Annotated in this window: 9 protein-coding genes; 8 read left to right on the top strand and 1 reads right to left on the bottom strand. The window is 29.2% G+C overall.

Annotation, left to right across the window (positions count from 1 at the left end; translation table 11 throughout):
- Nucleotides 1–73: 73 nt before the first annotated feature.
- The 7 genes from A9G17_RS06745 to A9G17_RS13170 all read left to right on the top strand — a co-directional run bounded on the left by A9G17_RS06745 (nucleotide 74) and on the right by A9G17_RS13170 (nucleotide 6,430).
- The gene (locus A9G17_RS06745) at nucleotides 74–535 is read left to right on the top strand and encodes a PTS sugar transporter subunit IIA (RefSeq protein ID WP_065738064.1); all 462 of its coding nucleotides are present in this window, start codon (nucleotides 74–76) and stop codon (nucleotides 533–535) included.
- Nucleotides 532–849, top strand: coding sequence for a PTS fructose transporter subunit IIB (locus A9G17_RS06740; protein ID WP_025316764.1), 318 nt, complete (start codon nucleotides 532–534; stop codon nucleotides 847–849). The genes A9G17_RS06745 and A9G17_RS06740 overlap by 4 nt, the downstream gene beginning before the upstream one ends.
- Nucleotides 850–869: 20 nt before the next feature.
- On the top strand, nucleotides 870–1,967 hold the full coding sequence (locus A9G17_RS06735) for a PTS fructose transporter subunit IIC (RefSeq protein WP_065738063.1): 1,098 nt from the start codon (nucleotides 870–872) through the stop codon (nucleotides 1,965–1,967).
- Between the two features lie 21 nt (nucleotides 1,968–1,988).
- Nucleotides 1,989–4,685 carry a mannosylglycerate hydrolase gene (gene mngB, locus A9G17_RS06730; protein ID WP_065738062.1) on the top strand — a complete coding sequence of 899 codons (2,697 nt, stop codon included), beginning with the start codon at nucleotides 1,989–1,991 and terminating at the stop codon, nucleotides 4,683–4,685.
- Between the two features lie 127 nt (nucleotides 4,686–4,812).
- Nucleotides 4,813–5,673, top strand: a complete 861-nt coding sequence (scrK, locus tag A9G17_RS06725; RefSeq protein ID WP_065738061.1) for a fructokinase ScrK — start codon at nucleotides 4,813–4,815, stop codon at nucleotides 5,671–5,673.
- A 194-nt stretch (nucleotides 5,674–5,867) separates the two neighbouring features.
- Nucleotides 5,868–6,077 carry a carbohydrate porin gene (locus A9G17_RS13175; RefSeq protein ID WP_218058873.1) on the top strand — a complete coding sequence of 70 codons (210 nt, stop codon included), beginning with the start codon at nucleotides 5,868–5,870 and terminating at the stop codon, nucleotides 6,075–6,077.
- Complete coding sequence (locus A9G17_RS13170; RefSeq protein WP_065738059.1) at nucleotides 6,029–6,430, top strand: carbohydrate porin; 402 nt, start codon at nucleotides 6,029–6,031, stop codon at nucleotides 6,428–6,430. Before A9G17_RS13175 ends, A9G17_RS13170 begins: the two co-directional genes overlap by 49 nt.
- Before the next feature lie 1,062 nt (nucleotides 6,431–7,492).
- Here the strand turns inward: A9G17_RS13170 and A9G17_RS06705 are convergent.
- A complete protein-coding gene (locus tag A9G17_RS06705; protein ID WP_141677570.1) occupies nucleotides 7,493–11,236 on the bottom strand; it encodes a hypothetical protein in 3,744 nt (1,247 codons plus the stop codon).
- A gap of 189 nt (nucleotides 11,237–11,425) precedes the next feature.
- Here A9G17_RS06705 and A9G17_RS06700 point away from each other — a divergent pair, with 189 nt between their 5' ends.
- Entirely contained in the window at nucleotides 11,426–12,694 is a 1,269-nt protein-coding gene (locus tag A9G17_RS06700; RefSeq protein ID WP_065738056.1) for a hypothetical protein, read from the top strand.
- Nucleotides 12,695–12,703: the final 9 nt, after the last annotated feature.

The following is a 12,703-nucleotide window of genomic DNA, read 5'->3' as shown; positions in this document are numbered from 1 at the left end:
ATGGATATGCTTTTTTATAACATCTCTTATTATATTAATTAATCCATTTTATTTAATTAAAGGTACTAACGTAATGAATCTTTCAGAAAATAATATTTTTTTAAATTTAAACGTAGAAAGTAGAGATGAGTTATTTGATTTTTTATCAAGTAATGCTTTTAAGCATAATTACGTCAATGATATTAAAAAAACTATGGAAGCATTTATCGATAGAGAAAAAGAATCATCGACAGGATTGATTGATGGGTTTGCAATTCCTCATGCAAAAGATGACGCTGTTATTACTCCAACTGTTTTTTTTGCAAAATTAGCTAAACCGATAGAATGGGAAACATTTGATGAGAGTAATGTTCAATATGTTTTTGCTTTATTCGTGCCTAAAAATGAGGCTGGTACTACCCATATTATGATGATAAGTAAACTAGCTACAGCTTTAATGGAAGATGATTTTAAAAATGAAATAAAAGCTTCAACAGATATAAATAAAATTATATCACTAATCAATAAGGAAATGGCAAGAGAGGTATTAGTATGAAAATTGTTGGTATTTCAGCCTGCCCAGCAGGACTAGCGCACACTCCTATGGCTGCTAAAGCATTAGAGAATGCAGGTAAAAAATTAGGTTATGATGTAAAAATTGAGCAACAAGGATCTTTAGGACAAGTTAATAAAATTTCACAAGCTGAAGTTGATGAAGCTGATTTTGTTTTATTAGCAACAGATCAAAAAGTAATAGATATGGATAGATTTAAAGATAAGCCTCAATTAAAAGTTAGTATTGCCACTTGTATTAAGGCTCCTGAAGCAGTTTTAAAAAAATGTGTGAATATCATAGAAAGTAGAAAATAACTAAATAAGAGAAAATTAATATGAAAAAAATAATGTTTGAGTTGAAAGGGCATTTGATGAGTGGCATTAGTTTTGTTCTACCATTAATTATCGGATCTTCTTTAGTAATTGCTATTCCCAAAATGATAGCATTATCTATGGGTATTACTAGTCTAGATATTTTTAAAGATAGTTCTGGTTTTGAGCACTCTCTTTATTTGATAGAACAAGTGGGTTGGGTAGGTATAGCATTAATAAATACAGTATTAGCTGGTTTTATTGCATATTCTATTGGTGATAAGGCTGCAATTGGCGCTGGATTTATTGGTGGAGCTGTTGCTAGTTCAACTAATGCTGGATTTTTAGGTGCGGTGATTGCTGGATTTTTAGCTGGCTATTTAGTTAAATGGGCAAAAAATAAAATTCATCTACCAGCATCATTTTCAGGCGTAATGCCACTGGTTATTCTACCTTTAATTGCTACTTTATCTGTAGCTATCATTATGGGAGCTGTTTTATCTGAACCACTAGCTTTGATTAACACAGGATTAGTTAATTGGATCAGAAGTATGATAGCGAATGATGTCAGCCAATTATTATTAGCTATTATTCTTGGGGGAATGATCGCTTCTGATTTAGGTGGCCCAATTAATAAAGCTGCATGGATGGCAGGAAATGTGTTATTAATTGAACAGATTTATATGCCAGCAATCATGGTTAATATTGCTATTTGTGCTGTTCCTATGGGATATGCTTTTGCAACGTTATTCCATAAGAAAAAATTTAATGATGAATTATTAGATGCAGGCCGGAATAATTTTGTGATGGGATTTATTGGTATTACCGAAGGTGCAATACCATTTACTTTAGTACAGCCATTAAAGTTAGTACCAATTAATATTATTGGTGGATCTATAGCATCAGGTTTAGGTGTTTTATTAGGGATGTTTGACAAGATGCCACCTGTTGGCGGTGTTTATGGTTTCTTTACTGTCGGAAATGGCTGGGCATATTTAGTCGGTCTATTTGTTGGTGCTGCTTTCATCGGTTTTTTTGCGCCATTGTTTGTTAACTTTAAAAGAGATGATGAGCAAGAATTAATAGATATTGATGATATTGAGATCAGCATTGAAAATTAAATTTAATTTAAATAGGCCAAGATAATGAAAAAAGTACATGTAGTTCCGCATACTCATTGGGATAGAGAGTGGTATTTCACAACTAGTCGCTCTAAAGTATATTTGATGCATGATTTTAAAAGAGTCATTGAATTATTAGAAGATGAAAATGGATATGATTCATTTTTATTAGATGGTCAAGCATCTCTTTTAGATGATTATCTCAAATGGAGACCGCAAGATAAACATAGAATAGAATCACTAGTAAAAAAAGGTAAGTTAATTATAGGTCCTTGGTATACTCAAACAGATCAGTTAGTGATATCTGGTGAAAGTATTATCAGAAATATGCAATATGGTATAAGAATTTGTAGTGAATTTGGTGGATATATGCCAGTTGGTTATGTTCCAGATTCATTTGGTCAATCGTCAAGCATGCCTCAAATTTACTTAGAATTCGGCATTAAAGATACAATGTTTTGGCGCGGAGTTAGTGATGATGAAGTCAAAAAAACAGAGTATAGATGGAAAGGAGAAGATGGTTCAATTGTAAATGTATTCCAAATTCCTAGTGGTTATTACATTGGCGGAGCTATTCCTGAGGATTCGCAAGAACTAGCAACTTATTTGAAACAAGATCCTTTTAGAAAAACATGGGCAAGAAGTTCAACTAATCATGTTTTTTTCCCTAATGGATTTGATCAAGCCCCACCAAGAGAAAATCTATTAGAATTAATAGGTAGAATGAATGAATTATATAAAGATGAGTTTGAATTAGAAATATCTACTATAGAAAACTATATAAATGCTATAAAAAATGAAAACCCGGACTTAGAAGAAATTAGTGGTGAGTTAATTAATGGAAAATTAATGAGAATTCATAAAACTATTTTTTCTTCGAGATCAGATTTAAAACAGTTAAATACACAAACTCAAAACTATCTTGTTAATATAATGGAACCTATTTTAAGTATTTCTATGTCATTAGGTTTCGAATATCCAGTAGAAACAGTTCGTGAAATATGGAAATTGATGTTTGAAAATGCTGCGCATGATTCGATAGGTTCGTGTGTATCTGATTCTGCTAATGAAGATATCTATATGCGCTACAAACAAATTAGGGATATTTCGGAGAACTTGATAGAGCTTACAATGAGAAATATATCGATGAGAATTGATAATTTTTCTGGTAAAGAAATCACTCTAACTGTATTTAATACTTTTAATAAATCTAGAAGTGGAATTATTGAAGCAGATGTTTATTTACCACAAGAAGATTTTAGAATATTAGATCAGCAAGGTATGGAGATTCCCTATACAATTTTAGAATTAGTAGATCAGACACAATATGTTCTTAATCAAGGAAATATTCTTAACCCAAGTAAAAAAATATATATTCCAAAGAAAGTATATAAAGCAAAAATTGCGTTAGAATCATCTAATCTACCTGGCTTAGGTTATAACCAACTAACGCTTGATTTGAATGGCAGTACACATAAAAAAATCAAACAAAAATCTACTAATGTAATTGAAAATACTTACTATACAATTACTGTTAATAAGAATGGTTCTTTAGACATTTTAGATAAAAAATCAAATTTAACCTATAAAAATCAAGCTATTATAGAAGATAATGGTGATGATGGGGATTCCTTTAATTATTCACCTCCGGTTAACGATTTAGTTGTTTATTCTACAGATTTTTCACCTACGATAACGATAAAAGAATCAGATATCGTTAGTATGGTTTGTATAGATTTTGAAATGTTAGTACCTAAAAATCTACAAGAAAGATCACAAAGAAAATGTACAACTTTATTACCAATCACATTAAATTTAACCATTAAAAAAGATTCTCCTGTAATTGATTTTTCATTACAAGTAGATAATACATTAGTTGACAGCCATCGAGTATGTGTATCTTTTGATACAAGTATTGCATCTAAATTTTCAACGGCAGATCATCAATTTGGTGTAATAAAAAGACCGGTTCTATTTGAAAAAGAAATGAGCTTATGGGAGCAAAATAAAAACTCTTGGAGTGAGCAACCTATAGCAATCGAAACTTGCCAAACTTTTGTAACTTTATCTGATGAAAATAAAGGTGTTGCAGTCGTACCAAAAGGGGTTCGAGAATATGAAATCATTGGTGATGATTACAGTATTATACGATTAACTATATTTAGAACATATGGTTTTATGGGAAAAGAGAATTTAATGTACAGACCAGGACGAGCTTCTGGTGAAACAACTATTAAAACTCCTGATGCTCAGTGTCATAAATATATGACATATTCGTTTTCGGTTTTTTATTATCCTGAATCATTTAACTCTTCAAATGTTGCGGAGTTAGCAAAACAAATATTATCACCAGTTCAAGTTTACCAAATAGCAGATTTTTTAAACTCAAGATTAATATTTACATTATCAGATGTAGATAAAACACTTCCTGTCACTTTTAGTATGATGGAAACCAGCGGAGATTTAATTTTAAGTGTTATAAAGAAAGCTGAAGAGAGACCGGGTTATATTTTAAGATTTTATAATGGTAAGTATAAACAGATTAGTCATTCAACAATTAAGTTTAAGCATAAAATTAAACTAGCTGAAAAAGTTAATCTTCAAGAACATTGCTTAGATAATATAGATATATTTAATAATAGTATCGATATTAAAGGTATTGAACACGCTAAGTTTGTTACGATTTATATCGAATTTGAAAATGAATTAACTAATTAATAAAGCGAATAAAATTTAGCCAATATGGATGATGTTGGCTAAATTATTTATAGATATATTATCTAAAATAATATGAATCATAATAAGTTTATTTATGATATTGAATTTATTTTGAAGAGGTTCAAAAATGAATTTATTTGGTAGTATTGAGGCTGGTGGAACGAAATTCCTCTGCGCAGTAGGAAATGAGAAAAATGAGATAATTACGAGTGAAGTTATCCCAACCACAACATATGAACAAACAATTAAACAAGTTAATCACTTTTTCAGTGTGAATAGAGTTTCATCAATTGCAATCGGCAGTTTCGGTCCTATTGATAATAATAAGAATAGTGATAAATACGGATATATTTTAAACACACCTAAACAAGGATGGTCTAATGTTGATTTAGTTTCTCCTATTCAAAAAGAATTAGATATTCCTGTATTTTTTACAACAGATGTTAATTCAAGTGCTTACGGAGAAATGTATTTAAATTCATGTGATAATTTGATTTATTACACAATAGGGACGGGAGTTGGGGGTAGTGTTATTCAAAATGGCCAATTTATAGGTGGCGTAGGGCACCTAGAAATGGGACATCAAATGGTAAAAAAACATATGTTAGATCAGGACTTTAATGGAGTTTGCCCATTTCACCATGATTGCTTAGAGGGATTGGCATCAGGACCAAGTATTGAAGCTAGAACAGGTATTAAGGGTGAAAATATAACGAGTGATTCATATGTATGGGATGTGCAAGCCTTTTATATAGCTCAAGCAATTTTCAATGCAACATTAATAATACGACCTAAAATGATTATTCTTGGTGGCGGGGTAATGTATCAAGATCATATGTTAGGTAGAGTTAAAGCACACTTTAAACTGCTCATGAATAATTATATTACAATTGAAAATTTGGATGAATATATAAAAACACCATCTATAGAAAATAATGGTAGTGCAACAATTGGTAATTTTTTACTGGCCAAAAAATTACTTTCTTAAATCAACATTATTTTTTAAATGTACACACATTATATTTAATCGTAATTTGAAAAAATTGTAGTTTATTTATGTGATTACATAATACTTTAATCGGAGATCGAGTAATGGAATATTCTAAACTTTTTGTCGCTTTATGCTGTTTATCCAGTTTTCCTACGTTTGCACAAATTGAGTAGCAAACTAGCCAAGGTGATTTGAAATTATATGGTGATGTCGAATTCAATATCGATGCAGCAAGTAAAAAACATAGTTTAACTTCATTAAAAACAACGGCAGATAGTAATGCTAATCGTGATAAACGTTGGGACATTAATGGTCGCGTACTCATCGGTTTAGATGGGACTATGGAGCAACAATGTGTTTTAATACCGCGGGCAATTGGAATCAATCACCAGATAATCTAGTGGTTAACGTGAGCACAGCTTACCTTGATGCTAATCAAGAAAAAGATTTTTCAGCAGGCGTTAATGCAGTATGGCAACGAATTGGTTTAGGTTATATTTTTGCAGCGAATGATATTAAACAATACAAACCAACGACTTCAACCGATAATTTAGACAGTGCAGATAGTTTAGGTAAAGGTAAATATAAGATTCATACTGTTAATGCATCATATTTAATTTCCAATGTAATGGATATGGATAACTTTAATATCTATCTAGGTTCTTACTGGTCACATTTATCTCGTGATGAGAATCAAGGCGGTGGCTCTGATAATCGTTATGGTGCGCGCGTAAGATTTAAATATTTCTTCTAACTATCTAATATAATTAATATTTTTATCCTAGCTCGTTAGAGCAGGATAGAAATATTAAATCATTTCAAAATTAGAGTTTTTTTACTTATTATATTATTTTAGACATTAATTGATTTAATACTTTTATTTATATAATAACACTTTGAAAAGATGGTGATTCATTTGTATATTTAGCCGTTAAAAATATTTAAATTCAAGCAAGTTGACTTATGGATATAAAAGTGGATACAAATAGTTTTTATTTGAATTAAAGTTATTTAATATCAATAAATTATAGTTTTATTTTGATTTCGCGTCCGGGCACCAATTCCAAAAAAGACACCAGCTTAAAGCTGGTTTTTTTATGTCTAAAGCCTTTTCCAAACTACCTTTCAAAGAATTTTCTTTGTCAACAGATGTCAACTGAGATTATCCCATATCAAGTGCAAAATCGGATACAAACTTTATATGACTAGGTAATAACAAATTTTTGTAAGTCATCACCTATTGATGAGAGTATTGCTTTTGCTTGGCTTTAAGCTCTTTCATCCAGAATTTGTTCCAAGTTGCCAAGCCCATAGACTCTTGGAATTAACATTCGTAATCTATGATTATCTCTTATTAAACTTGATAAGGTCTCTTTTCCATAAATGTAGCATTGTTTTATTCCCTGTATAGCTCTAAATTTTGCCTCTATTGGCTCACAATTTATTCCAGCCAAACTCATATTGGTGCTGATAATATAGTTATCACATAATCTTTTTTTACTAAATTTTCTGCTTTAGCTATTTCATCTTTTAAATCTGATAGTTTTAGTTGCTTATGGGGTTCTGAACTAAATTTGCATTAAATAGTTAAACTACCTGACATTGTTTCATTTTGGACAACTTTCCGCTCAACTTTAAATGCACCATTTCTTTCGCTATCATAGGAACTAAAAATTAGGGTATTTAATAATTTCAGAGAAAATTGTAATACATAAATGCTGAAAAGATTTCTAGCCTAATGTATGTAATTCGTAGTTAACTTCTGAAGATTGTGTTTTAGAATACATTTTTATTTTATAATATAAAAGTTAAGTAATTAATAATAAACCATATCAACAAAATCTCTTTTTTTCTCTCGTTCAATTTCTTGTTCTTTGTGAGAAATTAATTCTTCAATATAGGCTTTGTGATTAAGCAACGTTATTTTATTTAAATAAGGTAATATTTTAAGTAAGAATTGCTTTTCCTTTTCTAAATACGGTACTAAACTACCTGACCAACTTCTAGATAGCGGACTAAACTGTATTCTTTTAAATAAGTTAATATTTTGATTATATTCTAATAATACCAATAAAATATTTAATTTTTCATCTTCAGATAAGTAATCAAGTACTCCTATAATAAATAAGATATATTCGTCATTATCAATGTTATTTATGATCGTTTGTGTTATAAAATTGTGTTGTTTTTTTGCAAGATTATCAGTTTTTTCATCATGAATAAATAATTTGTGAAATATTCCACCAAAATAGGATTGATCTTTTTGGTAAATATATAAAGCATATTGTTCAATATCCTGAATATAGTTATCTTTATCCCAAAGGAACTTCAAACATGGTATTTTAGTATCATATGATAATCGGGTCGATTTTTGTAAAATGGAATCAAGAACTGTATAAAAAAATGCGGGATTATTTTCTAATAAGTTTTTTAATAGTTGCCCATCATCATCAAAATAGGAATTATAATTAAGTATTGCAAGATAACATTGATAAATAATCTCTGAGTCATTTTTATAATACACTAATAATTGGTTATAAATCTTATTTTGATCAAATAAACGAGCAACGGGTTCTAAGAAACGCATATCTTGTCTTGATTTAGCATATAAATATTTAGTTATAATTAAATACAAGTCTGTATGAAATGGTTGATATTTATCTAACAGATTGAGATCATTGGGAACTGCAGTTATTTGTGTTAATTGACCGATATGGTCTAGTAATTGTGCAGCTACTTTTTCATTAATATTTTCTGCAGGATAATGTTCAAAATAAGTGGTAAGCCAAGCTTCTTTATTCTTATGTTCAAGAGTATCAATAAAATCTTTAGTTTCTATAACACCACATATTTTAAACAATGTGGTGATAATATAATAAGGATTGATAGAAAATAATTCATCATATTGAAGATAAGTATAAATGATTCTCGGATAATGGTGAGGATAACTTGTTATCATATTTGATAAGCATGATGATATGATCTCCCTTAATTGATATTGTTTATGCTGTTTCGAGACAACACTAAGGTGTTCGCATTGCTGTAGAAAATAATTGAGCTCATTTATTGTTATTGTACCAGTATATTTTTGAATTTTATTACGACGATACTTTTGATAATCTTCATAACTTAATTTTCTTTCGGCTCTTTCTTGGTGAGAATCGGCCAACAATTGAACAATTGCAGGAATATTGTCAATCAATTGCGTAGAAAGTAGGTGCATGTTACGTAATTGATCCTGATAATTTTTTATTAATAAACAATGGGCAATATTATTTTTGTTAAAATATGAAGATATTAAGTCCCACATGTAGGGCATATCCAGTTGCACTATTTTTCCACCGTTAAATTTCATATTAGCAATATAATCACTTAGTAATGTGAAGGATTCCACTTGATAGTCTGCATGATTTACTAATGTTGTTAATTGTTTAAATATTTTTCCTCTTATTTCCTTTAGCGGTTGATTTGTAGGGAAGCGGAAGCGCATAATATTGACCATTTTCCCTTCAGCATTAAATTCAGAAAATTCTGCCTTAAGATAATAGGCTGCAATAATAAAAAATAGTTTGGTATATAAGTAGTTATCACCTTGATGTGTCCGAGATAATATACTATCTAATATGATATTCTGTACAACATATCCTATCTCATGATCATTGTGTTTAAACGAAAGAGTATTAGTAAACTCATATACAGCAGGTTTAATAAAATCATCTGATGTCGCTAATAAATCTAATGATAAATTGATAGCAAGTTGTAATTCATCTTTATTGGAATGTCTAAATTTGCTCAACAATGAAAATATCAGATTTCCCTGACCATTTGAGGTATTAAAATCAAAGTCGACAGTGTGCCAATTTATGTCAATTTTTTCTTGTTTATCAAGAATATCTTTAATAAACATCAAGCATTGAGTAGGAATTGCAAACCAAAATTTGTTTAAATAAAGTAGAATATCTTCCTGTGAGTGCTGATTAGATAATATTTTTGTGTAATAAGATTTTATATCTGGCTGAATTTGATTAAGAATACTTTTATGATCAAAGGCGTTAATAATAGGAACGATTGCATCATTTAATAACCCTATTTTTTGAGGATTAGAAAAATATTCTAATAGAATAGGAAATGGTAGTACCTTTTGTACAAAAATAGCATGATAAAGTAAATAAGTAGCTAAGACTTGATCTGCTATTTTAATGATTTCATTTTCGAATACGTCAATCAATTCATTGTGAGTCAGTATTGAAATATTATCTCGAAACTCATCTAAAGTAATGTTAAATATCTGTTGAATACTTTGTATTTGTTGTTCATTTTTAAAATCAATTACTCTAAAAAGAGAAATTATCCCAGATGTTAGTATGGTTTTTTTATTGTCTAATATTATTTGAACATGGTGATAGTGACTAAAATAGCTGTCGTAAAGAGATGCTATATTATACAAAGCAGAAAGATTTTGTTCTCTGAGTGCAATTTTAGCGGCCATTACAGCTAAACGAGGGTTACCTTTAGTTATTTCCCAAATTCTTTGTAAATAATCCAAATGATGTATGTTAAATATTTTTTTTAGCAATGTGGAGAGCTGTTCTTTATCCAGTTTAGCTAAAGTTATCTCTTGGTAAGTCGTAATTTGTTTTATTTTAGTAATAAATGAGGTTTTAGCATAATTTCTGATTGTTGCAATAATTTTAAATGTGCGTTTATCATCATTTTCGACAAGATAATGGAGTAAATAATCCAGATTGCTATTAAGGCGATTTATATCATCAATAAAGATAAGATAGTCTCCTGGCTCACTAAAATAGGCTGTTATCTCATCAAGAAAGCTTTCACCTTTATTAAAAATACAGTATATTTTTTTGTCTGGGTAGCTCGTTTGCAGTTTTTTTAATAAGCTAAGGCTATATTGTGTTTTACCTATACCAGCTTCCCCGGATATAAGTAAAAATTGTTGGTTAAGAAGAGCTTCTATTCCTTGGTGAAAATATTCATCTAAAAAAAGAGGTGAATCAATAATAGGAGTTGAGAATTTATTATAATTATATTTTTTTATGAACTCCTCAATACTAAGAATTTGCCCTGTATCTAACGGTAAAGAAAGATACTCTTTTGCCAATACCGGGTAACTATTTTGAATACTTAATGCTATTGCATCAATATTAAATAAACTAAGAATAATATTCTGTTTAATACATTTTTCGTTCAATATATAAATATCTTCGGGAGTTAAGGTTCCTAGATAACATATAATAATTTCAGAAATATTTTCTAATGGAATTCCTGTTTTCTGGGGATTAAGGCATTTATCTATATCTGTTTCTAATTTTTTTCTGGAAGTTAGTTGTTGTGTTGTGTATTCAACAAAAATATATTTACCATTATTTTGTATTATCAATGTATCAGGAGTGCCTGTTTTTGTTTTATTACTTATCTGAGTCATTCCGATAGCATTTAAATTTTCATACCCTCTCTTATGCAACCAATGATCGCCAAGCCGTTGAAATGCGCCACCTTCAAGCTCAAGTAATTTTGCCTTAATTTGATTAATAGTTGCCATTTCAGTGACCATTTTTATTTAAAAAGATATAATATAAAAATATACCATTTTAGATAGGTTTAGAATATTTCTTTTACTATATTCCATATATTTAAATTAACCATTTTCAAGTTAAAAATATTTTTAATAATTCAATCTACCTGCAATAATTTACTTCTCGCTTAAAAGATCAAGGGCAAAACAACAATTATGACAGAAAGCAAACAAGAGCGATTAATGCAATTAAATTCAGCATTTGAAGCTATAGTGAATCATAGCCTATCAAAAAGCTTTAATGATTTAATAGAAAAAAATATAGATATTTTCAAAGGTCTTAAAATTATTTATTCAACCGAAAATATGGAATCTCAATTATTAGATCACCCTTTGAAAACAATAGAAGAGCAATTTCCTTACTTAAAAAAATTTTTTTATGGACAAGGACTTCTTTTTTATACTGATGAAATTTATCAACAGACAAAAGAAGGTCAAGCTGAAATAAAGTTAGATTATTCTATTAGCTTTGATTCTAACATCGCCGAAAAGTTTAGAATTTGGGAAAATGGCGGTTCTTTAGACAAGGATAGCCTGCGGTTTAGCGAATTAATTCAATTCGTTAAAAATAAAGGCGGTATGAATTTTGATTATTCTTTTTTTGTTATTGAAAACTATTTTGATAGCCTTGATGAAAAGAATGATCGTCCATTTAATTCAATAAGAGCATTAAAACGTTTTGAGAGTTTAATCTATAATCAGAATAGTTTTGATATCTATCATCCAATTTTTACCGAAAATAGAGAATCAGCAGGGAAAAGAGCGTGTGAAGTTTTCTCAACTTATTATGATAATAGAGAGACGGTTTTAGAACTTCATACAAATAGAAAATTATTATATTCAGTATTGCTAAAATCTATCTTATTAAAGAAAAATGAAAATATTGATATCAAAGATAAATTAAGATTACTTATAGAATTTTCATTAAAAAAGTTAGGACGTTTTGCTAAAACAGAAATTTATTTTGGATGGAAATTTTTAAAATATAACGCTAATCTTAATTTTTTTGATCCTATACGAACATTAGGTAAAAATTCTTTAAAGAAAATCAGAGGAATGTCATGGGATCTTTTCTCTGTAAGATATCTAGAAAAACTTATTGGCATGAACACAGGCGCAGATTTTTATATTCCTTTTTTTGTCTCTTTTGATAATCGGTTTATTAATTTACTAAAAGTTTGTCCAATTCGTGCAGTAATTATAGATGAGAAAACACAAAGAGGGTCAACAGTTTATCTTGATGAATCAGAATTTATGGAAGACATAAACAATTCAATTACTGAAGAATTAAATTTAGAACTTAATGATCCAAGTAAAAAGATAAAGAGAATGTTTAAAAAAATAGACTGTGAAGTTTTAGAGATAGAAATCTCTAAGCTTGAAGAAGAATTGAATATCATTATTAGTAAGGCTTTAGAAAAATAAACAACTATT

It is taken from the genome of Gilliamella sp. wkB7 (assembly GCF_001693435.1).
Taxonomy (GTDB): Bacteria; Pseudomonadota; Gammaproteobacteria; order Enterobacterales; family Orbaceae; genus Gilliamella; species Gilliamella apicola_N.
This window is presented reverse-complemented; position numbering and strand designations above follow the sequence as displayed.